Raw genomic sequence first — 24,352 nt, forward strand, 5'->3', positions numbered from 1 at the left:
TCTGCCGCGGCGTAGATTTACGCCGCGGCGCCTGGAGCGCCGCGCAGAGCCATCAGGCCGCGCGAGGGGTCGTAGGCGACCAGCGCGCCCAGCATGAACGCCACCGCGCAGCCAAAGACGACGGCGAAGGCCGTCGGGTTGAACTGGGTGTAGAGCGCGAAGCGAATCAGCTCGACGGCGTGGGTGAACGGGTTGAACTGGCAGACATAATAGAGCCAGGGGCTGCCCTCGCGCACGCGCCACAGCGGGTAGAGCGCGGAGGAGGCGAAGAACATCGGGAAGATGACGAAATTCATCACGCCCGCGAAATTCTCCAGCTGCTTGATCAGCGACGACAGCAACATGCCGAGCGCGCCGAGCATCAGCCCGACCAGCAGCAACGCGGGCAGCACGGTGAGGTAGCCGAGCGGCGGCGGCTCGATCTCCCACAGCCAGGCGATCAGCAGATAGGCGTAGCATTGCAGCACGGAGACCAGCGTGCCCGCGATCAGCTTGCCCAGCAGCAGGAACCAACGCGGGAAGGGCGACAGCAACAGCACGCGCATATTGCCCATTTCGCGGTCGTAGACCATCGACAACGAGGACTGCATGCCGTTGAAAAGCTGGATCATCGCCAGCAGGCCCGGCGTGATGTAAACCTCATAGAGAATGTAGGTTTCGTAGGGCGGGATGATGGAAATGCCCAAAACCTGGCGGAACCCGGCGGCGAAAATGAACAGCCACACCAGCGGCCGCACCAGAGCCGAGACGAAGCGCTCGCGCTGATGCAGGAAGCGCAGGCCCTCGCGCCAGATAATGCCTTTTAGGCAGATGGCGTAGGCCGAGAGGGTCATGGCTGCGCCTCCGCTTCGATCAGGCGCATGAACGCCTGCTTGATGTCCGCCGCGCCGGTCTGACGCGACAGGTCCCGCGCCAAGCCGGTCGCGCGCACCTTGCCCTTGTGCAGCACGATCACCTCGTCGGTCTCAACAACTTCGTCGGTGAGATGGGTCGCCCACAACACGCTCATGCCCTCGCTGGCGATCAGGCCGCGCACCAGCGTCAGAATGTCGGCGCGCGCGCCAATGTCGAGCCCGACGGTGGGCTCGTCCAGCACCAGCAGACGCGGCCGGTGCAGCAGCGCGCGGGCGATCTCGACCCGGCGCATCTGCCCGCCCGAGAGATTGCGCACTTTGTCGTTCGCGCGGTCGCCGAGCTGGACGGCGGCCAGCAGTTCCGCCGTGCGCGCATCGGCCTGCGCCTTGCCAATGCCGTGCAAAGCGGCGTGGTAGAAAAAATTCTGGGCGACGCTGAGATCGAGATCGAGCGTGCGCGACTGGAACACCACGCCCAATTGCGCCAGCGCCTTGCGCGGCTCGCGCTGCAGATCGCAGCCCAGCACGGCGAGCGATCCGCGCCGCAGCGCGAACAGCCGGGTGACCAGCGAAAACAGCGTGCTTTTTCCCGCGCCGTTCAGGCCGAGCAGCACGGAGAACGCGCCCGACGCGACCGAAAAACTCACATCGTCGAGCGCTTTTCGCGCGCCGTAGGAATGGGAGACGCCGCGCGCCTCCAGCGCCGGGGCGGTCATGGTTTCGCCTGTCCGGGAATCGCCAGTTCCCACGGAGATTCCCCCACCTGTATCGATTTCACCACCTTCAACGCGGCGACGTCGATGACGGAGACATCATTGGAAAGGCCATTGGCGGCGAGCAGATATTTGCCGTCGGGCGTAAAGGCGGCGTGCCAGACGCGCTGGCCGACCAGCAGATATTTGATCGGCTGGCGCGTCTTCACATCGACCACCGCGACGCGGTTGGCGGGGCCGAGCGACACGAAGGCCAGTTTGCCGTCGCGGGAAATATTGACCCCGACCGGTTGGACGTTTTCCGCGCGCAGGCCGGGAACCTCGAATTTGACGCGATCGACGATCTTGCGCGTCTCCGCGTCGATGATGCAGACGGTTCCGCCGATTTCGGCAGTCACCCAGACTTCCTTGCCATCGGGCGTGAAGGCGGCCATGCGCGGGCGCGCGTCCACCAGCACATTGGCCAAAATCTTTCGCCGGTCGGCATCGACGAAATGCGCCATGCTGGTGGTTTCCGTGGTGGCGACCACGACCTTGCCGTCCGGGCTGACCGCCAGCCCCTCCGGCTCGACGCCGAGCCGCGCGCCGCCGAGCCGCTCGCGCGTCTCAAGGTTGAAGAAGGTGAGGAAATTGCTGTCCTCATTGGTGGCGTAAAGCGTCTTGCCATCGGGAGAAAGTTCGATGCGCTCGGGGTCGCGCCCGGCGTCGAAATCGCCGGTCACCGTCAGCGACCCCGTGTCGATGGTCGCGATCTTGTCGTCGTCGCCGAGCGCGACATAGAGCGTCTTCTGATCGGGGCTGACGGCCATGCCGCGCGGGCGCTGGCCCACCGCAATGGTCTTTTTCAGCAGCAGCGACTCCACGTCGATCACCGAGATGGTGTTGCCCTTCTCATTGCTGACGAAGGCGTCGGTCGCCAGAGCCGGCGCCGTCATCAACGCCAGAGCGAAAGCGGCGCGGCTCACTTGAAACGGCATTTCGTCTCCGGTCGGTCGAGGCCCAAAGTGTCCAGCTCGGAAAACTGGTGCATAAAACCCTCCTGCGGCGAGACCGACACGACATTGCGGCCGTCCGAAAGCAGGACGGGCTGGCGCAATTGCAGGTTCCAGTCGCGCAGGGTCAGTTTCTGCCCCTTGAACGCGGCCAGCGCGAAATCCTTGGACAGGAAATAGGTTTTGGCGGCGCCGACATCTCCCGCCGCGTCATGCGCCGCCGCCTCGCCGATCATGCGGGCGGCCTCCCAGCCGTTCATGTCGAGCGCGGTCATGTGGCGGAAGAATTTGCGCTCGAAGCGCTGCTGCAATTGGGTGGCCCCGGCCTGTTCGTAGGACGGGTCCCAGGCGGTGGGAACAAGACCGGCCGAACCGGCGACCGGCCGCGCATCCCAACTGCGATAGGGCAGGTAATCGGCGAAGACGGCGCTTTCGTCGGCCGCGATCATCACGTCGTAGGCGGGCGCGTTCTGGGTGAAGGCGGGAATCTGCTTCTGCACCAGGGCGACGCCGCTGTCGGCGCGCCGCGCCCCGCCGGCGTCGGCGAACATGCGCTCTTCCACGATCTTGCCGCCGAAACGGGCGGCGGAGCGTTTCAGCGCCTCGGCCCAGAGCCGGTCCGCGTCATGCGAGCCGACCACCAGCAGCATTTTGCGCCACTGCTTCCACAGCAGATATTGCGTGAGCGCGTCGGCCAGCATGGCGCGCGAGGGCGCGACATGAATCACGTTGGCGCGGCACGAGTCCTCGCGCAGGGCCTCGTCGGCCGCGCCAATGTTGAACAGCAGCGCGCCGGCCCCGGCGGCGCTGTCGGCGGCTTTCAGCAGATCGGCGGCGGCGAGGTCGGCGACGACGAAACGCGCGCCTTTGGCCTGAAGATCCGCCAAAGCCTGTGCGGGATCTTCGCCGGGCTTCAACCGATGCGCCGCGAGCGAAAAACTCTGGCCCAAAAATTCGCCGGCCACATTGTTGTCGTCGAGTCCGGCCTCCGCCCCGGCCTGCCCGTCGTTTTCGGCGGGAAGGGCGAGGCGCGAGATCGCCGTGCGGTTTTCGGCGCGGCGCAGATAGCCGATGACAAGGGACTGGACGCCGCCATCCGGCGCGGGTTGCGGCTCGGCGCAAGCCGGCGCGGCCAGCATCAGCAGGCCGGCCAGCGCGCGGATCTTTCGCGTGATACGTCCCGTCAACTCGTCTCCCCGAAGTCGTTTTTATTGTTGCGTCAGTTGTAGCGGCCGATCCGTCGATCCCGCAAGGCTGAGAAATTGTGCTTTAGGACAATGCGCGCGGCGCTTTCGCGCGTTATCCTTTCTGAAAAAAGGCGGGACCGCCATGCCGGGAGGAAAGTCGTTCGCTCAGGAATGGGCCGGACTGGTGATGCCCACGCTCGCCGCGGCCGAGGCGGGGGCGTTGTTCATGCGTCAGGCCGCCGCCGTTTTCGCCGCGCCGGTTCCGCCGCCCGCGCCCGAACCGCTATGGGCCAGCCCGAACGAGATCGTGCTGGATCTGCACGCGGCGCGCCTGCGCCGGTTCGGCCCGAAGGTCAAACCGGGCGCCGCGCCGCCAGCGGCGACGCCGCTGCTGGTCTGCGCGCCCTTTTCCGTCCATGGCGCGCAAATCGCCGATCTCTGCGCCGGCCACAGCCTGATGCAGGCGCTGGCCGCGCATCGCGCGCCGCTTTATCTCGTAGAGTGGCTTTCGGCCCGCCCCGACCAGGCGGGGCGCCGGATCGACGATCTCTTGTCCGACCTCAACATTTTCTTCGACGAACTGGGCGGCGCCGCGGATTTTGTCGGGCTGTGCCAGGGCGGCTGGCTCGGCCTGATCTATGCGGCCCGCTTTCCCGGGCGGATCGGGCGGCTGGCGGTCGCCGGCGCGCCCGTCGACATCGAAGCGGGCCCGTCGCCGCTTTCATTGCTGGCGCAATCGACCAGTCTGAACACGTTTCGCGAACTGGTGGCGCTCGGCAACGGCTTGGCGCTCGGCGCCAAGGCCGACCGGCTCTGGCGTCCCCTGCCCGAAAGCCCGGAGGACATCCACGGCGTCCTGCAAAGCGATCTGGCCGGCGACAGCCCGCAATTTCTCGCCAGAGTCGAGGCGTTCCACCGCTGGGGCGCCCGCACGCTCGACCTTCCCGGCGCCTATTATCTCGAAGTGGCCGAAAGGTTCTACAAAGCCAACGCCCTGGCGCGCGGCGAGTTTGTCGCGCTGGGCAAGCGGATCGATCTGCGCGCCCTGCGCAATCCGCTGTTTCTGCTGGCGGCGGCCGAAGACGAGATCGCCGCCCCGGCCCAAACCATGGCCTGCGCCGATCTGGTGGGGACGCCCAGCGGCCACATCGTCCGCCACATGGCCGAGGGCGGGCATCTCAGCCTGTTCGTCGGCGCGCGCAATCTGCGGCGGGCCTGGGCGGACGTGGCCGGCTGGCTCGACGCGCCTCAGCGCAGCCCGGCGCAGAACGCCTGAATCCTGGCGCAGGCCTTTTCCAGCGTCGCATTGGCGGCGGCGTAGGACACCCGGAAATTCGGCCCCATGCCGAAGGCCGAACCCTGCACCACCGCGACGCCCTCCTCCTCCAGCAGCGCGGACACGAAATCCGCGTCGCTGAGGATTTTCCGCCCGCCCGCCGAGGTTCTGCCGATCGCCCCGGCGCAGGACGGGAAGACGTAAAAAGCCCCTTCCGGCTTGTGCGCGTGCAGATGCGCCGCCTGGTTGAGCATGGAGACCACGAGATCGCGGCGGGCCTCGAACGCCTTCTTGCTGGACGCGATGAAATCCTGGGGGCCGTTCAGCGCCTCGACCGCCGCCCATTGCGCGATGGAGCAGGCGCCCGAGGTCTGCTGGCCCTGGATCATGTCCATGGCCTTGATCAGCCTGTCCGGTCCCGCCGCATAGCCGATGCGCCAGCCGGTCATGGCATAGGCCTTGGACACGCCGTTCATGGTCAGCGTGCGCTCATAGAGGCGCGGCTCGACCTGCGCCGGGGTCGTATAGACGAAATCGCCGTAAACGAGATGCTCGTACATGTCGTCGGTGAGAATCCAGACATGCTCATGCCGCAGCAGCACGTCGGTGAGCGCCTTCAGCTCGTCGCGCGTATAGGCCGCGCCCGAAGGGTTGGACGGCGAATTCAGAATCACCCACTTCGTGCGCGACGTGATCGCCTGCTCCAGAGCTTCGGGCTGGAGCTTGTAGCCCTGCTCGGCGCGAGTCGGCACGATCACCGCCGTCCCGCCGCACAAAGCGACGATTTCCGGGTACGACACCCAATAGGGCGCGGACACGATCGCCTCGTCGCCCGGATTGAGGCTCGCCATCAGCGCGTTGAACAGGATCTGCTTGCCGCCGGTGCCGACGATGCATTGCGTCGGCTTATAGTCGAGCCCGTTCTCGCGCTTGAATTTTTTGGCGATGGCCTCGCGCAGCGGCAGGATGCCGGCGACCGGGCCATATTTGGTTTCGCCGCGCTGGATCGCCGCGACCGCCGCCGCCTTGATGTTGTCGGGCGTGTCGAAATCCGGCTCGCCCACCGAGAGGCTGAGAATCTCCCGCCCCTGCGCGCGCAATTCGCGCGCCTTCTGGGTGACGGCGATGGTGGCGGACGGTTTCACACGGGAAAGGGCGTCGGCGAGAAAGGCCATGATTTATCCTGAACGCGAACGTAAGCGCGGGAAAATAGCGCCGGCTGCGACCGGCGCAAGCCCCTGGCCGCTCACTCCGCCGGAAAAGTTCCCTCCCAGCCGCCGCCGAGCGCCTTGTAGAGCAGCACCTGATCGACCCCGAGCGTGGTCGCGCTTTGCGCCTGCTGCTGCTCGGCCGACAGCGCGGTGCGTTCGGCGTCGAGCACATTGATGAATTCGGTCACGCCGTCGCGATAGCGGTCGCGGGCGATCGACGCGGCTTTTCGCGCATGCGACACCTGATCGGTCAGACGGGCGTAACGCGCCTGTTCCGAGCGCAACGCCACCAGCGCGTTGACGACGTCATGCCAGGCGCGCAACACCGTCTTGCGATAGGCCAGCGCCGCCTCCTGCTGCTGGGTCTCGCGCAGCTCCAGCGTGTTCTTCAGCTTGCCTCCCTCGAAGATCGGCACGCTGACGCTGGGACCGACGCTCCATTGGAAGGACGAGGCGCGCAAGAGGTTGTTGGTGTTGAGCGAATCGAGGCCCGCCTGCCCGCTGAGCGTGATGCTGGGATAGAACGAGGCTTCGGCGACGCCGGTCTGGGCGGTGGCGGCGTGCAATTGCGCTTCCGCCGCGCGAATGTCCGGGCGCCGCCGCGCCAGATCGGAGACGATCCCGGTCGGCGCCGAGGCGAGCGCGAAGGCCTTGCGGCTGACGCCGAGCCGCGCCTTGAGCGCGCCGGGCGGCTGGTCGGAGAGGAAGCTCAGGGCGTTGATCAGCTCGGATTCCTGCTGCTCCAGCGGCGGGATCTGGGCGCGATAGGCTTCGAGCTGCGAGCGGGCGTTCTCGGTGTCGAGCGCGCTCTGCATGCCCTTGGCCTGCCGCTCGTCGGCCAGTTTCAAGACGCCCTCGGCGACCTTCACATTGTCGCGGAGCACGCCGATCTGAACCTGCACGCCGCGCAACTGGATATAGTCGCGCGCGGTTTCGGCCATCACCGACACCAGGGCGTCGCGGCGCTGGTCCTCCGAAACCTGGACCTGCGCGTCGGCGGCTTCGACCGAGCGGCGGACGCGGCCCCAGATGTCGATCTCCCAGGCGGCGTCGAAGCCGACGAAATGATCGGTGATCGGCGGCACGTCGAGCCCGCCGGGAACCAGCCCGTTCATCAGGCTCAAAATGCCGTTCTTGGAATATTGCTCGCGCGTGACCTTGGCGTCGCCATTGAGCGAGGGCATTTGCGCCGACGCCGTCACGCCGCGCTGAAACCGGCTCTCGGCGACGCGCAGCGTGGCCGTCTGCACGTCGAGATTGGCGTCGGCCACTTCGCGCACCAGCGCGGTCAGCAGGGGATCGCGGAATTTCGCCCACCATTCCGGGTCGGGCGCGGCGGTTTTGGCGCTGGCGACGAAGGCCGCGTCGGGCAGGCCGCTGACCGGCGGGACAAACTCCGGCCCGGCGGCGTTGCAGCCGGCGAGGGCCGCGAGAACGAGAATAAATGTCTTGCGCATCAATGGGCCGCTCCCGGTCCGCCCACGCTTTTCTTCGAGGTCATCAGCAAAGTCAGCGGCGCGATAGCGAAGGCCGCGAGCGCGCAATAGAAGAAGGTGTCGGAATAAGACAGAATCGCCGCCTGCGTGCGGATGACCTGCATCACCCGGCCGAGCGCCATGTCGTGCGCCGCCTGGGCCGTCTGCCCGGCGACGACCAGCGCGTTCTGATAGGTCGAGACCAGCGCGTTGAACGGCTGGTGGAACGGCGAAGCGTATTGGCTGAGGAAATTCTGGTGCGCCTGCGCGCTTTCGGTGACGCTCGCGGTGGACAGCGAAATGCCGACCGAGCCGAACACGTTGCGGAACATCGAAAACAGCGCCACGCCGTCGCCGTTGCGCTCGCGCGGCAGCGTCATATAGGCGACCGTGCTGATCGGCACGAACAGAAAAGCCAGCGCCGAGGTCTGGAACAGGCGCATGCCCACCAGCGTCTCGAAATCGATCGTCTGCGCCAGACGGCTGGAATAGAGGAAAGCGAAGCCCATGATGAGGAAGCCGATCCCCACCAGATAGCGCGCCGCCACCTTTTTCATCACGCGGCCGACGATGGGAATCAGCACGATCATGAAGATGCCGCCCGGCGACAGGATCAGGCCGGACCAGGTGGCGTTGTAGCCGAGATGTTGCTGGACCATTTGCGGGATCATCACCACGCTGGCGTAGAGCAGCCCGCCGGTGGCGGCGATCATGATGCAGCCGACCGCATAATTGCGGTCCTTGAACACATCGAGGTGGACGATCGGCTTTTTCGCCACCGACAGCCAGATAATGGAGCCGACAATGCCAACCACGGCCAGCACGGCCATCAGTTGGATGAAGGAGGATTCGAACCAGTCGTCGTCGACGCCGCGGTCGAGGAAGACCTCAAGGCAGCCCAGGCCGAGCGTGATCAGGCCGAGGCCGATGAAATCCAGCCCGCGATTCTTGCGCGCCTTGATCCAGGGCGGATCCTCGACCAGCGCCGAGACCAGCAGCACCGCGACAATGCCGATGGGCACGTTGAGGAAGAAAATCCAGCGCCAGTCGAACGTATCGGTGATGTAGCCGCCGAGCGTCGGGCCGAGCACGGGGGCGACGATGGTCGCCATCGCCGCGACGCCGAAGGCCGCGCCGCGCTTGGCCATCGGGAACGTGTCGAGGATGATCGACTGCTGGTTGGGCTGCATGCCGCCGCCGAAAAAGCCCTGCAACAGGCGGAACAGGATAAGCTGGGACAGGCTGGTCGCCGCGCCGCACAGGAACGAGCAGACGGTGAACATGGCGATGCAGATGACGAAATAGCGTTTGCGCCCGAGCAGATCGCCGAGCCAGCCGGAAATGGTCAGCACGATTCCGTTGGCGACCAGATAGGAGGTCAGCGCCCAGGTCGCCTCGTCGGCGCTGGACGACAGCGAGCCCGCGATATGCGGCAGCGCCACATTGACGATGGTCGTGTCGAGCACTTCCATGAAGGTGGCGATGGTGACGGCGACCGCGATCAGCCAGGGATTGGCCTTCGGCTTCCACGCCTCATGCGCCTCGTTGGCGTCCGCGACGCTCACTTCAGCGAAACCCGGGGCACGACCGACAGGCCCAGCGGCAACGGCAGATTGGGGTCGAGCCCCTTGTCGATGACGATCTTGACCGGCACGCGCTGCACCACCTTGACGAAATTGCCGGTGGCGTTTTCGGGCGGGAAGGCGGTGAATTTCGAGCCGGAGCCTTGCTGGATGCTGTCGACATGGCCTTCGAGATCGAGCTGCGGATAGGCGTCCACCTCGATCCGAACCTTCTGGCCCGGCTTCATGCGCCGCAACTGGACCTCCTTGAAATTGGCGATCACCCAGCGCTCGGTTCCGACCAAAGCGAAAATCTGCTGCCCCGGCGCGACGTAATTGCCGAGTTCGACATTGCGCTTGGTGATCCAGCCGTCCTGCGGCGCGGCCACCACGGTCCACGACAGGTTCAGTTCGGCCTGTTGCAGCCGCGCCTGCGCCTGATCGACGGCGCCCTGAATCTGGCCCGCCACCTTTTCGGTTTCGCCGATGCGCTGCCGCACGGGCGTGGCCTGCGCCACCTGCGCCTGCGCCGCGGCCACTTGCGCCTCCGCCTGCTTCAACGCCGCGCGCGCCGCGTCCACCTCCTGCAACGAGGTCGCCTGACGGCTCAGAGAGGCCTGACGGTTGTAATCGGCCTGCGCCTTGCCAGCGGCGGCTTCGGCGGCGGCGAGCTGGGCCTGGGCCTGAGCCAGCAACGCCGGGAAATTCTTTTTCGCGACCTCCAGGCCAAAACCCTGGGCGCCCAGCTGCGCCTTGGCGGATTCCAGCACGGCGGCGGCGAGGGCGCGGTCGTTCTCATATTGCCGGGGGTCGATGCGGACGAGCTGCTGGCCCTTGGTCACGAACTGGTTGTCGGCGACATCGAGCGAAACCACCTGCCCCGCCACCTGCGGCGAGACGATGGCGGAGCGGCCGTCGATGAAGGCGTCGTCGGTGCTTTCGACATCGGCGGCGGCGAGAAAACGCCAGCCGGCGCCAGCTACGGCCAGCAGCGCCAGACCGACGCCGATTGTTCTGGCGGCGCCGTTCTTGGGCTTTGCGTTGTTGGGCGTGACGCTGTTTGGATCGGCGCCCAGCTGCCGATCCAAACCAGCCGGCGCCGCTTCGCGCGCCGGCGTCTCCACGACTGTCTCACTCAAAGCGCGTCCCCGAATTGACCAATCAGTCAGTTCATAATGCAAAAGGGACGGCTTGTCTCGCCTCGATTGCGCGCAAGTCGCGCTTGCGCGCACGCAGACTCAGGGGCTATTGCGCCGCCGCCTGCGGGGTTTCGAGCGGATCGCCGGCGGGCGTCGCCGCGAGTTCGGGCAAGCCGAGCGCAGCGCGGATTTTGCCGAGCATCTGGATGGTGTGCGGCTCCATTTCCTCCACCGCGCCGGCGATATATTCGACCAATGCGATGGCGCGCCGGCGCGCTTCCGGCTCCGGCAGCAGCAAGGGCAGCGTCTCCACCGCCTTGGCGGGCGCAAACTCCACCACAATGCTCTGCTCGCGGATCAGCGCCGAGCGCTTTTCGGCGCCAAGCGAGGCGAACGGCTCGTCATGGCTGAGCACTTTGGCCGACCGCTCCAGCCGGTCGCGCCGCACCGAATGGCGCGCCTGCGCGATCAGGATCAGCATGCGGATCACCGCCACGTCGAAGCCGCCGCGATCGATGCCGAGCAGGATGGCCTCGACCTCCGGCAGATGCGCCAGATCCTTGGCCTCGACGGTGGTGCGGCTCCAGGCGTGGCTGGCGCCGATGCGCTGCATCCACGGGGAGCCATAGATCGAGAAAAAGCTCATTTCATAGGCGGCGTCGCGCATGTCGCGCCAGAAATCGAACGTCTGGATCACCCCGTCGGCCCAGATTTTCTCCAGCGCGACGAATGGGTTGGCCGGATCGGCGGGCGCGCGTTCTTTCTCGGCCTTTTCGGCTTGCTCGCGCGCGACCTGCATCGCCGGATTCTTGCTCGAAAAGATGCTGCGGCTGGTGCGGGCCGGATGCATCTTGCGCGCGGCCGCCGCGGCCGGCTGGGAGACGCTGGCCTGGACGAGGGGGCGCCAAAGCATGTCGTAATATTCGCAGGCGAGGTCAGACAGCCGCGACACCGTGGCGAATTGCGCCTCGTCCCAGCGGGAATCGTCCACTTGCGACAGATCGCTCATCTTGCGTTCGGAGAACGACACGCGGAAATGCGCGTCCACGCCCTCGCCGATCTGCTCGTCGATGGTCATTTCGTAAAGGCCGGGGGCGAGCGCCTCGATGGTTTTCAGCGTCGAGGTGACCTCGGCGTGCTCCTTCTTCGCGATGGAGGAGGAGACGAAAATGCCGAGATGGCCGACTTTTTCGTGGATCATGTAGATGATGCGGTGGCCGCGCACGCGAATCTCGTGCTCGTCGGCGAAAGTGTCGGCGATCCAGTTGAGCGCCTGCTGCGGCGGGGTGATGTTGTCGCCCTTGCTGGCGAAGACGATGATCGGCGAGCGGATCGCCTTGATGTCGAGCCGGCGCCCGTGCTCGATATGGGCCTCGCCGCGCGACAGCTTGTTGCCGATGAAGATGTTTTTGACGATCCAGCTGATCTCGGCTTCATTCATGTAATGATAGCCGCCCCACCAGCGCTCGAAGTCGAGGAAGCTGGCGCGGGTCTTCTCCACATTGGCGAACAGGTCGTAATATTTGCCGAAATAGTTGCGGCCGGGGTTCAAGCCTTCGAAATTGCTGACGAGATTCGCCCCGTCGAACACGCCGGCGCCGAGATCGGAGATGAGCAGCGCCGGCAAGGCGCCGCCGAGCAGGCCGCCGTTGTAGCGCATGGGATTCTCGCCCATCTTGCCGGACCAGGCCGCGACCGGGGCGCCGTTGATCACCAGCGGGCCGGTGATGTCGGGATTGGCGGCGGCGAGGATCAGCGCCGCCCAGCCGCCCTGGCAATTGCCGACCACGACCGGCTTGGGCGCGTCGGGATGCCGGCGGCGGATCTCGCGCAAGAACTCCGCTTCCGTGCGCATCACGTCGGCCAGCGTCTGGTCCGGCTCCGGCTCGGGCCGGAACACGCAGAAATAGACGGGATGCCCGTCGCGCAGGGCGACGCCGACCTGGCTGTCGGGCTTGAAACCGCCGATGCCCGCGCCATGGCCGGCGCGCGGATCGATGATCATGTAGGGGCGCTTCCAGTCGTGGGTCTCGACGCCCGCCGGCGGGACGATCTTCAGCAGCACGTAATTGCTGGGGCGCGGCATGTCCTTGCCGTCGAGCGCGACGTCGTAATCGTAGATCAGGACCGGCGGCGTGCCGGCCGCCTCATGGGCCGCGTCATTGTCGCCACGCTGGCGCAGCACGTCGAGCGTCATCCAGAAGCGCTGGCTGGCGTCGCGGAGATAGTCGTTCGCCGCCTTGTCGAGACCGCCCCGCAGCGCGAGATCGGCGACGGCCTGCAGCGGCGGCGTCGCGCGGGCGAAGGTTTTTTGCGCGCGCTCGCCATGCGTATGGGCGATCTTCTGCGCGTGAATGCCGACAAGTTCGGCGAGAGTCTTCACCTGAGCGGCGGCGGCCGCGCCGTCTTCCGAAAGACGCGGCAGCATGCGTTCCGGGCTATAGGTCGAGGGCATCGGCGCCTCCTGGGCACGAACGAGCAAAGATATGTGGGCGAGGGAATTCGGGCGGAAGCGGCGGCTCCGCCGCCCCCATCATACACCCTCTTGCTGGCGCGAAGCTTACGCCCGCTTTGTGACATGATCAAAGCGGGCGGGAGCGCCGGCGTCAGGTGATGGCGGGAACAAGCGGCTGCTTGAGATTGAGGAGTTCCGCCGTATGCGCGGCGATCATGCGCTCCTCGTCGGTTTTCAGAATCAGGACCACGGTGGGCGAGCCCTTTTCGGAAATGATGCGCTCATTGCGCGCATTGGCGTCGAAATCGATCTGAATGCCGAACCATTCCAGGTTTTCCAGAATGGCCTTGCGCACATTCGCGGCGTTTTCGCCAATGCCGCCGGTCAGCACCAGACAGTCGAGCCCGCCGAGTTCGGCGCAGAGACCGCCGAGGTTGCGGCGCACGCGCGACACGAAATAATCCAGCGCGTCCTTGGCCGATTGTTCGTTCGAGGCTTCGAGTTCGCGCACGTCGTTGGAAATGCCCGACATGCCCTTCAGCCCGGAGTTTTTATAGAGCAGATCGGTGATCTCGGCCGCGCTCATCTTCTTTTCGGCCATCAGGTACAGCACCACGCCGGGGTCGAGCTGGCCGCAGCGCGTCCCCATCGGCAGGCCGTCCAGCGCGGTGAAGCCCATGGTCGAGCCGACGGATTTGCCGGATTTGATCGCGCACATCGAGGCGCCGTTGCCGAGATGGGCGACGGCCACCTTGCCGCGCGCCAAAACCGGCTCCTCGTGGCGCAGGATGCGGTGGATGAATTCATAAGACAGGCCGTGAAAGCCGTAGCGGCGCACGCCCTCGTCGTAATATTCGCGCGGCAGGGCGTAAGTGTCGGCGATGAACGGATGCCGGCGGTGAAAGGCCGTGTCGAAACAGGCGACCTGCGCGGCCATCGGGAACGCCTCGCGCGCGGCTTCGATCCCGGCGAGATTGTACGGCTGGTGCAGCGGCGCCAGCGGCTCGAACGATTTCAGCCGGGCGAAGGTCGCGTCATCCATCAGCACGGGCTCGGCGTAGATCGGGCCGCCATGCACCACGCGATGGCCGACGCCGACGACATTGGCGCCGTTTTCCTCCTTCTCCAGCCAGTCGAGCACGGCTGTCAGGCCCATGCGCTGGTCCACGGCCTGATGGCTGTGGTCGAGTTCGAACGTGGTCTTCTCGCCGGTGTGCTTGCGGGCGGTGAAGGTCGCGCGGCCGCCGATGCCTTCGATCAGGCCAAGCGCAAGCTGCTTCAGCTCGCCGTTCGCGATGTCATAGGCGGAAAACTTGATTGATGAGGAGCCGGCGTTGATGGTCAGAATGATGTCGGCGATGGGTCTCTCTCCTTGTTGGGCCGGGGCGCCGCAGCGCGACCCGCCTTTTCACTCGGCGGCGAGCTTGGCCGCGCCTTTCACGCCGACGAAGGCCTTGCCGTTGTCGCGCCAGTATTTGTAGAGCTGCGCCAGGGCGCAGGACACCAGCCGCGCCTTGTCGTTGTCGGCGCGGCTGGTCAGCATGACCGGGGCCGACGCGCCCACCACCAGCCCGGCCGCCTCGGCATGGGCGACGAAGGTGAGTTCCTTGGCGAGCATGTTGCCGGATTCCAGATTGGGCGCGATCAGCACATTGGCGTGGCCGGCGACCAGCGAGGCGATGCCCTTGGTGCGCGCCGCGTCGATGTCGATGGCGTTGTCCATGGCCAGCGGGCCATCGACCACGCCGCCCCGGATCTGACCGCGTTCGGCCATTTTCGACAGGATGGCGGCGTCGAGCGTCGAAACGATGGCGGGATTGATGACCTCGACCGCCGAGAGCACGCCCACCCGGGGCTCCGTGCCGCAGGCGAGCGCAAGATCGATCGCGTTCTGGACGATGTCCACCTTGGTCATCAGGTCGGGCGTGATATTGATCGCCGCGTCGGAAACGAACAGCAGGTCGTCCAGCGTCGGCGTGTCGATGACGAAGACATGGCTGATGCGGCGGCCGGCGCGCAGGCCGCCGTCCTTCTTGACCACGGCGGCGAGCAGGTCGTCGGAATGCAGATCGCCCTTCATCACCGCGCCGGCCTCGCCCGCGCGCACCAGCGCCACCGCCTTGTCGGCGGCGGCGCGATGGTTGCGCTCCTCGACGATGCGGAAGGCGGAGAGGTCGGCGCCCAGCTCCCGGGCGGCGGCGGCGATGCGATCGGGATCGCCGATGAAGATCGGCTCGATCAGCCCTTTGGCGAAAGCCAGCAGCGGCCCGTTGAGCGAGGCGCGGTTCTCCGGGCAGACCACCGCGGTCTTCAACCGGGGCAACTGGGCGGCGAGCGCGACCAAATGCGGGAATTGCTCTTTTTCTTCAAGGATCAGGGTCGGCAGGTGGCGCGCCTCGACCTCGACCGGGATCAGCGGGGCCTCGACGAGGGCCTGGCCCTTGCAGATCGTTGCGCCCTTGTCGTCGACCACCACGGTCTCGAACAGCGCCACCGGCTCCTCCCGCTTTTCGCGGCAGGTCACGGTCACGCGCAGCCGGTCGCCGACATGGACGCGCTTGACGAATTCGAAGTTTTGCGAGCGATAGAGCGTGCCCGGCCCTGGCAGGATATTGCCCAGAACCGCCGAGATCAGCGATCCGATCCACATCGAAGGCGCGACGGGTTCGCTGCTGGAGGGATTCTCCTCTTCGCTGGGCAGCACCAGCGGGTTCAGATTGCCGGACATATGGGCGAACAGCAGCAGGTCGCGCTGGGCGCAGGTGCGCTCGATCGAGGCGGAAGCGCCGACCTTGAGCTGCGCCCAGATGGTGTTGGCGGTCTTCGTGTCCCGGGTCTTGCGGTCGTGATCGCTCATAACGAAAACCTATCCTGGAAAGCTCTGGCGGACGTTAACACCGGTGAAGTGACAGCGGCGTGACCGCAGTCGAATCCAGCCAGACGCAAGCTGCGACGCCTAACTCTTATGCATGTGTTATCGGGTCGTATCATGAAGACTGCCATCTTACCGACAAATCATGAAGTCTTTTTTGAACGTGACCATTTCATTGTGTCCAAAACCGATCTGAAGGGCCGGATCACCTATGTGAATCGCGCCTTTTGCAGAATCGCCGGCTATGACGAAAAAGACCTGATCGGCGCCCCCCATTCCATCGTCCGCCACCCGGACATGCCGAGATCGGTGTTCAAGTTCATGTGGGACCGCATCCTGGAGGGCCACGAGGTCTTCGCCTACGTCAAGAATATGACCAGGACTGGCGACCATTACTGGGTTTTCGCGCATGTCACCCCTTCGTTCGACACGGCCGGGAATTTTCTCGCCTTCCATTCCAACCGCCGGGCGCCGGATCGCCGCGTGTTGAGCGAAACCATTTTCCCGCTCTACGCCGCCCTGTTGAAGACCGAAAAGGCGGCCGCCAACGCCAAGGATGGCCTGGCGGCCTCGTACCGGCAGTTCATCGAGATCGTTCAGAGCAGGGCGCGCAGTTATGACGAATTGGTCTTCTCTCTTTAAGACTCAGGCGGCGGTCGGCCTGAGCGGAGCGACCTGTCTCTGCGGCGCGGCGGCGAGCCTCGCCGGGCGCCCGGTCATGGGCGCCGTCCTGTGTGCGTTTGGCGTTGGCGCCGCATTGGCGGGCTGGCTCGCGCTGACGCGGCTGTCGCGCGCGCTGGCCGACGCGCGCCGGCTGTGCGCCGCGCTTGCGGACGGCGATTTCGAAAGCCGGCTGCTCCACATAGCGGAGCGGGGAGAAATCGGAGAATTTCTCTATGAAATAAACGATATGGCCGACAGGATCGACGCCTATGTGCGCGAAGCGACCGCCTCGCTCGAAGCCATGAGCAAGAATCATTATTTCCGCCGCATCCTGCCGGACGGCCTCAAGGGCGCCCTGCTGCATTCGGCCACCACCATCAACGAAGCCGCCGACGCCATCGAATCCCGCGTCTCCGCCTTCGACATGTCCACGGAGGAGTTTTCGACGCAGATCGGGCGGATCGTCGAGCAGCTCGCCGCCTCCGCCGGCGGCATCGGCGGCCTCGCCCAATCTTTGGCCCAGGGCAGCGACGCCACCGGCGCGCGCGCCAGCGGCCTCGGCGCCGCCGCCGAAACCGCCTCGGGCAGCGTCGAGGCGGTCAAAGACTCCGCCGACCGGCTGGCCGTTTCGGCCCAGGATGTCGGCGCCTCGATGCGCCGCACCGCCGACATCGCCCGCGACGCCGTCGCCGCCGCCGACAAGACCGGCCAGGCGGTGGAGAGCCTGAGCGGCGCGGTGGCGCGCATCGGCGCCATTGTCGGGATCATCAACAAGATCGCGGTGCAGACCAATCTGCTGGCGCTCAACGCCACCATCGAGGCTTCACGCGCCGGCGAAGCCGGCCGCGGCTTCGCCGTGGTGGCCGGCGAGGTCAAGTCGCTGGCGGAGCAGACCACGCGGGCCACCGAGGAGATCGGCTCGCTGATCGCCGAGGTCGAGCAAGCGACCCACGCCGCCGTGGCCTCCACCTGCGAGATCGGGGCGCGCATCGCCGACATCGACGAGGTGACCGGCGCGGCCCTGCCGCAGATCGAAAGCCAGGTGGTCGGCGCCGGCGAGATCGCCCAGCATCTGCAAACCACGCTGCAGCTCACCCGGCAGGTTTTGGACGCCCTGAGCGGCATCCAGGCCACGGCGAGGCAGAGCCTGGGCATGGCGCGCGACGTCACCGGCGCGGCCGGCGCCATCGGCGAGGAAAGCGGCCGCCTCAACGCGACCGTCGGCGATTTCCTCGTCAGCCTGCGCAAGGGCCCGCTCGACCGCCGCGACACCGACCGGCAGGAACTGGGCGCGCCGGCGGAACTGGCGACCGAATCCGGCGTCTATCCGACCCTTCTGTTCGACGTCAGCCGGTCCGGCGCCAAAGTGTCGCCTGTCGACGGCCTCAAGACCGGCGGCGCCGCCGCCTTGCGCCTGGCCGACGGCCACGAGATCCCCGCCGTGGTGAAATGGATCAAGAACAACCAGGCCGGCCTCGCCCTGCCGCCGGGCTCGATCAACGCCGCTGTGCTGGACAAGTTGCGGAAAATGCGCGCGGCCTGAGCGCGACTGTTGCCCGGATGCAACGCGGCCTTAAAATTCCGTTACGTCGCCTGCTTGTCGCAAAGGGTGTATAACCGGCCCATAAGAGTCAGCCCCGGTCCAAATCCATCGAACTGGGGCGCTCCATGCTTCGCGCAAATCAGGTTTCTTCGCTTGCTCTCATCGTCGCCGCCGGCCTCGCGTCGTCGCCGGCCCTCGCGGCCTCCACGACGGTCACCGCCGCCGACGCCAATGTCCTCAATCTGCTCTCGCCGTTCCTGAGCCTGAACGCGACAGCGATCGGCCAGGCGACGCTGACCGCGAACCTGAACGGCGTGATCACGACCAACAAGGCCGCCGCCGCGTCGCCCGCCATCGAGGCCGAAGCGATCAGCGAGAAGAATCTGTTCGGCGGCGCGACCAGCTCGATCACGCTGCTGGGCAACACGACCTCCTATTACGGCCCCGCCGGCAACCTGGCCGGCGGACTGCCCGCGCAGGCGATCCAGAACGGGGTCGCCTTCAGCGGCAGCGGCAATCTCACGCAGACCGCCGTCAACGGAACCATTTCCGGCGCCCAGAGCTACGGCGGCCTCGGAAATCTGGGGGGCGCCTTCCAGGCGGCCGTGAGCCCCTACGCCGTCACCACGAGCACCGCGTCCTACGTCACGTCCACGAGCGCGGCCACAGCCAATCCGCTGCTGACCGGCCAATACGCGACGCAGAACGTCGTCAGCCTGCTGGTCAACGCCTACAGCTTCAACTCCACGGACCTCGGTGTCGCCAAGAACTATTTCGCCAATGGCGCGGCCAGCAATCCTTCCACCTATCCCGCCGGCTATGTGGCGAGCCTCGCGGTCGCGCCTTCCGGCTACACGCTCCCCACCAGCGCCAACGGAACCTTTCCCAACCTCCTGAGCAGCGTCTATGACGTCGCCTATGGCGTGAGCAACACCCAGGCCAACCAGAACGTCTACGGCAGCTCGCGCCCCGTGCAGGTCGCGCCCAACCAGCTGACCCAGTTCGACCCTAACGCCATCACCGGCCTGACGACGAACGCCGCCTTCCCCAGCGGGCACACGACCTACGCCTTCACCGACTCGATCCTGGTCGGCATGATGACGCCTCAGTTCTTCCAGTCGATGCTGCTGAGCGCCTCCGAATACGGCAACAGCCGCATCGCGCTGGGCGTGCATTATCCGCTCGACATTGTCGGGAGCCGCGCCTTCGTTCAGTACAACCTGATGCAACTCCTGAGCGCGACCGCCGCGACGGGCGCCACGCAGGCGACCAACCCCTATTACTACACCAACGCCAACGGCAGCACGACCGTGCTGAACCTCAACGGCCAGTTCGTCAGCGCCGCGCAATCGCTCAACGCCTATCTCAACACACAGACCTCGGGCTGCGGCGGTTCGCTCGCCGCCTGCGCCGCGAGCAACCCGTACAACGCCTATTCCGCCGCCACCTATGCGGCGCAGGGCGCGACCAATGCGGCGGTGTACCAGTATCGCATGACCTATGGCATGCCGACCTATTCCTACGCTCAGGCGCCACGCGAACTCGCCGACACCAAGGGCTATACGGCGGCGATCCTGCTCTCCACGCTCTACGGCGGCCAGGGCAATGCCCAGGCGCAGGCGCTCGCCAACGCCGTCACCGGCGGAACGTCCGGCGCCGGCCTCTACGCCGACCTGACCACCGGCACGATCAACCAGATCATCGCCAACACCGAAGGGCAGGCGCTGCAGGCGTTTTACGGCTCGCAGCTCAGCTACTGGGGCCGCATCAACCTCTATGACGCCGCCGGCTATTTCTCCGGCGTGACCGGCGCGCTGACGCTGGCCGCGACGGACAAGGTCAACACCAATGTCACCGTGGCGAATGGCGGTGCGTTCGGCGGCGCGGGCGCGGTGACCGGCGCCCTCACCTATCAGAGCGGCGCTTCGCTGATCGCCAATCCCGGTTCGACGCTGACGGTCAAGAGCGGCGCGGTCACCCTGCAGAACGGCGCCTCCGTCGCGCTCGGCGCCTATACGCCGGGAACGTACAAAGTGGTTCAGGCCGATTCCGGCCAGACGGTTTCGGTGGCGGACTCGGTCGCGGCGACCGGCTCGGTGCTCGCCTATGAAAAGGCCAGCCTCTCCGTCGCCAATTCGGCGCTCAGCGTGACGCTGACCTCCAACACGGCGGCCGCCGCCCAGACGTCGAACCAGCGCGCGGTCGGCGCGGCGATCGACGCCGGCGCCAACGCCAGCGGTTTCGCCGGCAACGCGCTGGGACAATCGTTCTACGCCGGCCTGACGACCGGCGCCGACGCCGCCGCCACGCTCGACCGCGTCGGCGGCGCCGAGCGCGCCGGCGCCAATTTCGCCGCGCTGCAAACCGGCGCGACAATCGCCGACGCCATTTCCAACCAGGCGGCGTTCGGCCTTCAGGGCTCCGGCCCGGACACCAGCGGAATCTCGCACGTCCTGTCCTACGCCGGCGCGCCGAAGAAAGGCCCGATCGTCGTGAAGGGTCCGGCGCCGGCGCCGGCTCGCGACTGGCGCGTCTGGGGCGAGTTCCTCGGCGGCGGCGTCAATGTCGGCGGCGACGGCGGCCGTCCCGGCTTCAACGGCGCGACCTACGGCGGCCTCGCCGGCCTCGACTACCTCGTCCAGCCGAACTGGCTGTTCGGCGTGGCGCTCGGCGGCTCCACCACGCATTACAAGACGTCCCTCGGCGGCAGCGGCGACGTCGACGCCTTCCACGGCGGCCTCTACACCGCCTATGCCTTCGGCCCCGGCTATTATTTCGAGGGGTCCGAGACGTTCTCGGCCAATGACAACAAGGGACAGCGCTGGTCCGGCGGCGCGGCTCTGCAGCAACTCAAGTCGTCCTACGGCTCCTGGGAAGCCCGCACCCGTCTGGAGTTGGGCCGCACCTTCGCCTGGGACGCCGCCACCCAGGTCACGCCCTTCATCGCGGGCGAGATCGCGGCGCTGCAGAGCGAAGCCTATGCCGAAACGCTGGCCGGCGGCGGCGTCAGCCCGTTCGCGCTTGCGACCGACGCCAAGACGACCATGTCCACCCCGCTGTTCCTCGGCGCGAAACTGTCCGGCGTCTGGACGGACTGGTTCGGCGTGACGGCGCACCCGTTCCTGAGCCTCGCCTGGGTGCATGAGTTCTCGCCGGACCGCAACGTCACCGGACAATTGGTCGCCCTGCCGGGCGCCGGCTTCACCGTCTCCGGCCCGCGCGCGGCCTCCGATCTCGCCCAGGTCAAGGCGGGCCTCGAACTGACCAACGGCACGCCGCTGTCGGTGTTCGCCAAATTCGGCGGCGAGTTCGCGCCCTCCGTCACCTATTACGGCGGCCAGGTCGGCGTGAAATACGCGTTCTGAGCGCCGCGCACACGTTATACAACCGTCGCAAAGCCGGGCTATGCTTTGCGGCGGTTGGTGAGCAGGCGTTTCAGGAAAGAATATTTCGAACAGCGAACCGCCGGCCCCAGGCCGGCGGTTTTTTGCGTCAGATCACCACCGTCAGGCTTTTCGCCGCGCGGGTGACGCCGGTGTAAAGCCAACGCTCGCGGTTTTCGCGGAAGGCGTAGCTCTCGTCGAACAGCACGACATCATCCCATTGCGAGCCCTGCGCCTTGTGCACCGTCAGGGCGTAGCCATAGTCGAATTCGTCGGACTCGCGGCGCTGGGCATAGGACAGAGTTTCCTCCGTTCCCTCGAAAAAAGCCGGGAGAACGCCGACCCTGATCGGCTTTTCGCCTGGCGTCTCCTCGGGAATGAGCATCATGCGAAGCCGCGCCCGCCGCAGGCCGCTGGATTTTTGCACGCGGAACACCGCGCCGTTGAGCAGGCCCTTGGTCTTGTCGTTGCGCAGGCAGACCAGTTTTTCCCCGACCTCGGGCGCGGCGCCCTTGTAGCCCAACACTTCGCGCAACCGCTTGTTGTAGGCCCGCCGCGTCTTGTTGAGGCCCACCAGAACCTGATCGGCCTTTTTCACCAGTTCGGCGTCGATATTTTTCCGCGACACCACTTTGAGCAGGCCATAATCGCCAAAATCCAGCCGTTCGCCGGCGCGCACCTGCATGGACGCCCTGACGATGGGGTTGTCCTCGGCCTGCCGGTGCACCTCTGTCAGCATCATGTCAGGGGTCTGTTCCGTGAAGAAACCGCCCCCCTTGACCGGCGGCAACTGGGCGGGATCGCCGAGCACCAGCACTTTCTTGCCAAAGGACAGGAGATCGCGGCCCAACTCCTCATCCACCATCGAGCATTCGTCGATCACGATCAGGCTGGCGCGCGAGGCCGGGGATTCCTCGTTGAGAACGAAGCTCGGCTCCTCCGTTTCCATATCCTTGGGCCGGTAGATCATGGAATGGATGGTGCGGGCGTCGTCGCAGCCCTTCGAGCGCAGCACCAGCGCCGCCTTGCCGGTGAAGGCGCCGAACTGCACCTCGCCATCGACCTGTCCGGCGAGATGACGGGCGAGCGTGGTCTTGCCGGTTCCGGCATAGCCGAACAGGCGGAAAACCTGCGGCGATTTCGGGTCTTCCACCCAATCCGCCACCGCTTTGAGCGCTTTTTCCTGTTGCGCCGACCAGGCCATTTCACCCTCGAAAAATGGAACCTTTATAGAACATCGATACGAAAGGAAAGACTGCGGCGTGACATTGACGAAACAAGCAGCGTGTTACAGCGTTGTCCGCGCAGTTTGCGCCGGAGGACCGTCCATGACCGTTTCCAACATCAAAACGCTTGAATCCGCCACCGCCGTCTCGACCGGAGGCCGCAACGGCCATTCCGAAACCGACGATGGCTCGGTGACCGTCGATCTCAGCGTGCGAAAAGGCATGGGCGGGCCGGGCAAGGAAGGCACGACCACGCCGGAGCACCTGTTCGCCGCCGGCTACGCCGCCTGTTTCGGCGGCGCCGTGGATTTCGCGGCCTCGCAGCACAAAGTGAAGATTGCGGACGCCAAGGTCACCTGCAAGGTGGACGTCGGCCCCCGCGACGCCGGCGGATTCGGCATTGCGGTGAAGATGAAGGTGGAGTCGCAGAGCGTGCCGACCGAGCAGTTGCGCGAGATCGTCAACGAAGCGCATGAAAAGATCTGCCCCTACAGCCATGCGACGCGGGACAATATTCCGTTCGAGCTGGAAGTCGTCGGCGCCTAATCCAGCTCCGCCGCCAGCCTCGCGCGCGCCCGCAGTTTTTCGGTCTCGCTTTTCAACTGCCCGCAGGCGGCCAAAATGTCGCGGCCCCGAGGGGTGCGCACGGGGCTGGCGTAACCGGCGTTGAACACGATGTCGGAAAATTTCTCGATCGTCTCCCAGTCCGAACACTCGTAAGGCGCGCCGGGCCAGGGATTGAACGGGATCAGGTTGATCTTGGCCGGAATGCCCTTAAGCAGGCGCACCAGCTCGCGCGCCTCGGCCGGCGAATCGTTGACGCCCTTGAGCATCACGTACTCGAACGTGATGCGCCGGGCGTTCGAGGCGCCGGGATAATCGCGGCAGGCCTGCAACAATTCCTTGATCGGATATTTCTTGTTGAGCGGCACCAGTTTGTCGCGCAGATCGTCGCGCACCGCATGGAGCGAGATCGCCAGCGCCGCGCCGGACTCCTCGCCCAGCCGCGAAATTTCCGGCACGACGCCGGAGGTCGAAACGGTGATGCGGCGCTTCGACAGCGACAGGCCGTCTCCGTCCGACAAAATATCCACGGCGTCGCGGACATTATCGAAATTGTACAGCGGCTCGCCCATCCCCATGAACACGATGTTGGAGACGGCGCGCACGCCCTCGCCGGAGGGGATCAGGCCGCCATCGTCGGGCCGCGACAGCCCCGGAAAATCGCCCAAACGCTCGCGCGCGACAATCAACTGGGACACAATCTCCGCCGTGGTGAGATTGCGCACCAGCCTTTGCGTGCCGGTATGGCAAAATGTGCAGTTCAGCGTGCAGCCGACCTGGCTGGAAACGCAGAGCGTGCCACGGTCGCTTTCGGGAATATAGACGCATTCCACTTCCGCGCCTTGGTCGAGCGCATCGACCGGCGCCATGCGGATCAGCCATTTGCGGGTGCCGTCGCTCGACACCTGCTCCTCCGCCACCTCTGGCCGCGCCAGCGAAAAATGCTCGGCGAGCTTGGCCCGCATCACCTTGGACACATTGAGCATGGCGTCGAAGTCGCGCACGCCATGGAAATAGATCCAGTGCCACAACTGCGCCACGCGCATGCGGATTTCGCGGTCGGGCGTGCCGATCCCATGAAGGGCCTCGGCGAGACCGGCGCGGGTCAGGCCGACCAGCGAGGGTTTGACAGTATCGAGGACGGCCACGCCTTGCGGCATGGCCTCGGCGGCCCGCGTCATGCGGAATCCCTTATTTCGAGGAAAGTTTTGCCGCTTGTATCACGAAACGCAGGGCG

The 24,352-nt window shown here is 66.0% G+C and carries 18 protein-coding genes; 5 read left to right on the top strand and 13 right to left on the bottom strand.

All coding sequences use genetic code 11. The features are described from left to right. Window positions 1-17: 17 nt before the first annotated feature. Genes CFB24_RS15690 through CFB24_RS15705 form a run of 4 tightly spaced genes read right to left on the bottom strand, consistent with a single transcriptional unit; the run spans window position 18 to window position 3,698 of the window. Window positions 18-833, bottom strand: a complete 816-nt coding sequence (locus CFB24_RS15690; RefSeq protein ID WP_088521584.1) for an ABC transporter permease — start codon at window positions 831-833, stop codon at window positions 18-20. Further along, window positions 830-1,570: an ABC transporter ATP-binding protein gene (locus CFB24_RS15695; RefSeq protein WP_088521585.1), complete on the bottom strand. Its 741-nt coding sequence runs from the start codon at window positions 1,568-1,570 to the stop codon at window positions 830-832. Before CFB24_RS15695 ends, CFB24_RS15690 begins: the two co-directional genes overlap by 4 nt. Continuing rightward, a complete protein-coding gene (locus tag CFB24_RS15700; protein ID WP_088521586.1) occupies window positions 1,567-2,544 on the bottom strand; it encodes a PQQ-dependent catabolism-associated beta-propeller protein in 978 nt (325 codons plus the stop codon). The genes CFB24_RS15695 and CFB24_RS15700 overlap by 4 nt, the downstream gene beginning before the upstream one ends. After that, window positions 2,529-3,698, bottom strand: coding sequence for a type 1 periplasmic-binding domain-containing protein (locus CFB24_RS15705; RefSeq protein WP_088521653.1), 1,170 nt, complete (start codon window positions 3,696-3,698; stop codon window positions 2,529-2,531). The genes CFB24_RS15700 and CFB24_RS15705 overlap by 16 nt, the downstream gene beginning before the upstream one ends. 190 nt (window positions 3,699-3,888) lie before the next feature. On the opposite strand from CFB24_RS15705, the gene CFB24_RS15710 reads away from it, so the two are divergent. Then, window positions 3,889-5,022, top strand: coding sequence for an alpha/beta fold hydrolase (locus CFB24_RS15710; RefSeq protein WP_158255311.1), 1,134 nt, complete (start codon window positions 3,889-3,891; stop codon window positions 5,020-5,022). Here CFB24_RS15710 and CFB24_RS15715 read toward each other — a convergent pair. The 7 genes from CFB24_RS15715 to CFB24_RS15745 form a co-directional block, all read right to left on the bottom strand. Next, the gene (locus tag CFB24_RS15715; RefSeq protein WP_088521587.1) at window positions 4,995-6,197 is read right to left on the bottom strand and encodes a pyridoxal phosphate-dependent aminotransferase; all 1,203 of its coding nucleotides are present in this window, start codon (window positions 6,195-6,197) and stop codon (window positions 4,995-4,997) included. The genes CFB24_RS15710 and CFB24_RS15715 overlap by 28 nt on opposite strands. Before the next feature lie 71 nt (window positions 6,198-6,268). Next, window positions 6,269-7,690 (bottom strand): efflux transporter outer membrane subunit, encoded by a 1,422-nt coding sequence (locus CFB24_RS15720; RefSeq protein WP_088521588.1) that lies wholly within the window; start codon window positions 7,688-7,690, stop codon window positions 6,269-6,271. Next, the gene (locus CFB24_RS15725) at window positions 7,690-9,273 is read right to left on the bottom strand and encodes a DHA2 family efflux MFS transporter permease subunit (protein ID WP_244593296.1); all 1,584 of its coding nucleotides are present in this window, start codon (window positions 9,271-9,273) and stop codon (window positions 7,690-7,692) included. The genes CFB24_RS15720 and CFB24_RS15725 overlap by 1 nt, the downstream gene beginning before the upstream one ends. Further along, window positions 9,270-10,409, bottom strand: coding sequence for an HlyD family secretion protein (locus tag CFB24_RS15730; protein WP_244593297.1), 1,140 nt, complete (start codon window positions 10,407-10,409; stop codon window positions 9,270-9,272). The genes CFB24_RS15725 and CFB24_RS15730 overlap by 4 nt, the downstream gene beginning before the upstream one ends. Before the next feature lie 106 nt (window positions 10,410-10,515). Further along, on the bottom strand, window positions 10,516-12,864 hold the full coding sequence (locus CFB24_RS15735) for a DUF3141 domain-containing protein (RefSeq protein WP_088521589.1): 2,349 nt from the start codon (window positions 12,862-12,864) through the stop codon (window positions 10,516-10,518). A 151-nt stretch (window positions 12,865-13,015) separates the two neighbouring features. Next, on the bottom strand, window positions 13,016-14,224 hold the full coding sequence (locus tag CFB24_RS15740; RefSeq protein ID WP_088521590.1) for an acetate/propionate family kinase: 1,209 nt from the start codon (window positions 14,222-14,224) through the stop codon (window positions 13,016-13,018). A gap of 48 nt (window positions 14,225-14,272) precedes the next feature. Continuing rightward, on the bottom strand, window positions 14,273-15,721 hold the full coding sequence (locus CFB24_RS15745) for a bifunctional enoyl-CoA hydratase/phosphate acetyltransferase (protein ID WP_088521591.1): 1,449 nt from the start codon (window positions 15,719-15,721) through the stop codon (window positions 14,273-14,275). 132 nt (window positions 15,722-15,853) lie between these two features. On the opposite strand from CFB24_RS15745, the gene CFB24_RS15750 reads away from it, so the two are divergent. The 3 genes from CFB24_RS15750 to CFB24_RS15760 all read left to right on the top strand — a co-directional run bounded on the left by CFB24_RS15750 (window position 15,854) and on the right by CFB24_RS15760 (window position 21,307). Continuing rightward, entirely contained in the window at window positions 15,854-16,378 is a 525-nt protein-coding gene (locus CFB24_RS15750) for a PAS domain-containing protein (protein ID WP_088521657.1), read from the top strand. After that, window positions 16,353-17,942 (top strand): methyl-accepting chemotaxis protein, encoded by a 1,590-nt coding sequence (locus CFB24_RS15755; protein WP_176440455.1) that lies wholly within the window; start codon window positions 16,353-16,355, stop codon window positions 17,940-17,942. Before CFB24_RS15750 ends, CFB24_RS15755 begins: the two co-directional genes overlap by 26 nt. Before the next feature lie 125 nt (window positions 17,943-18,067). Then, window positions 18,068-21,307, top strand: coding sequence for an autotransporter family protein (locus CFB24_RS15760; RefSeq protein ID WP_088521593.1), 3,240 nt, complete (start codon window positions 18,068-18,070; stop codon window positions 21,305-21,307). Between the two features lie 127 nt (window positions 21,308-21,434). Here CFB24_RS15760 and CFB24_RS15765 read toward each other — a convergent pair whose 3' ends face one another. Next, the gene (locus CFB24_RS15765) at window positions 21,435-22,529 is read right to left on the bottom strand and encodes an ATP-dependent DNA helicase (protein WP_088521594.1); all 1,095 of its coding nucleotides are present in this window, start codon (window positions 22,527-22,529) and stop codon (window positions 21,435-21,437) included. A 124-nt stretch (window positions 22,530-22,653) separates the two neighbouring features. Between CFB24_RS15765 and CFB24_RS15770 the strand changes: the two genes are divergently transcribed. Beyond that, the gene (locus CFB24_RS15770; RefSeq protein ID WP_088521595.1) at window positions 22,654-23,097 is read left to right on the top strand and encodes an organic hydroperoxide resistance protein; all 444 of its coding nucleotides are present in this window, start codon (window positions 22,654-22,656) and stop codon (window positions 23,095-23,097) included. Here the strand turns inward: CFB24_RS15770 and rlmN are convergent. Next, window positions 23,094-24,296: a dual-specificity RNA methyltransferase RlmN gene (rlmN, locus tag CFB24_RS15775; RefSeq protein WP_088521596.1), complete on the bottom strand. Its 1,203-nt coding sequence runs from the start codon at window positions 24,294-24,296 to the stop codon at window positions 23,094-23,096. The genes CFB24_RS15770 and rlmN overlap by 4 nt on opposite strands. Between the last annotated feature and the right edge of the window lie 56 nt (window positions 24,297-24,352).

This window comes from Rhodoblastus acidophilus, assembly GCF_900187365.1.
Lineage (GTDB): Bacteria > Pseudomonadota > Alphaproteobacteria > Rhizobiales > Beijerinckiaceae > Rhodoblastus > Rhodoblastus acidophilus.

Excerpts from the sequence above, each read along its gene's own strand:
- CFB24_RS15690 (WP_088521584.1), bottom strand. The coding sequence starts at position 833 with ATGACCCTCTCGGCCTACGCCATCTGCCTAAAAGGCATTATCTGGCGC.
- CFB24_RS15695 (WP_088521585.1), bottom strand. The coding sequence starts at position 1,570 with ATGACCGCCCCGGCGCTGGAGGCGCGCGGCGTCTCCCATTCCTACGGC.
- CFB24_RS15700 (WP_088521586.1), bottom strand. The coding sequence starts at position 2,544 with ATGCCGTTTCAAGTGAGCCGCGCCGCTTTCGCTCTGGCGTTGATGACG.
- CFB24_RS15705 (WP_088521653.1), bottom strand. The coding sequence starts at position 3,698 with ATGCTGGCCGCGCCGGCTTGCGCCGAGCCGCAACCCGCGCCGGATGGC.
- CFB24_RS15710 (WP_158255311.1), top strand. The coding sequence starts at position 3,889 with ATGCCGGGAGGAAAGTCGTTCGCTCAGGAATGGGCCGGACTGGTGATG.
- CFB24_RS15715 (WP_088521587.1), bottom strand. The coding sequence starts at position 6,197 with ATGGCCTTTCTCGCCGACGCCCTTTCCCGTGTGAAACCGTCCGCCACC.
- CFB24_RS15720 (WP_088521588.1), bottom strand. The coding sequence starts at position 7,690 with ATGCGCAAGACATTTATTCTCGTTCTCGCGGCCCTCGCCGGCTGCAAC.
- CFB24_RS15735 (WP_088521589.1), bottom strand. The coding sequence starts at position 12,864 with ATGCCCTCGACCTATAGCCCGGAACGCATGCTGCCGCGTCTTTCGGAA.
- CFB24_RS15745 (WP_088521591.1), bottom strand. The coding sequence starts at position 15,721 with ATGAGCGATCACGACCGCAAGACCCGGGACACGAAGACCGCCAACACC.
- CFB24_RS15750 (WP_088521657.1), top strand. The coding sequence starts at position 15,854 with ATGAAGACTGCCATCTTACCGACAAATCATGAAGTCTTTTTTGAACGT.
- CFB24_RS15755 (WP_176440455.1), top strand. The coding sequence starts at position 16,353 with ATGACGAATTGGTCTTCTCTCTTTAAGACTCAGGCGGCGGTCGGCCTG.
- CFB24_RS15760 (WP_088521593.1), top strand. The coding sequence starts at position 18,068 with ATGCTTCGCGCAAATCAGGTTTCTTCGCTTGCTCTCATCGTCGCCGCC.
- CFB24_RS15765 (WP_088521594.1), bottom strand. The coding sequence starts at position 22,529 with ATGGCCTGGTCGGCGCAACAGGAAAAAGCGCTCAAAGCGGTGGCGGAT.
- CFB24_RS15770 (WP_088521595.1), top strand. The coding sequence starts at position 22,654 with ATGACCGTTTCCAACATCAAAACGCTTGAATCCGCCACCGCCGTCTCG.
- rlmN (WP_088521596.1), bottom strand. The coding sequence starts at position 24,296 with ATGACGCGGGCCGCCGAGGCCATGCCGCAAGGCGTGGCCGTCCTCGAT.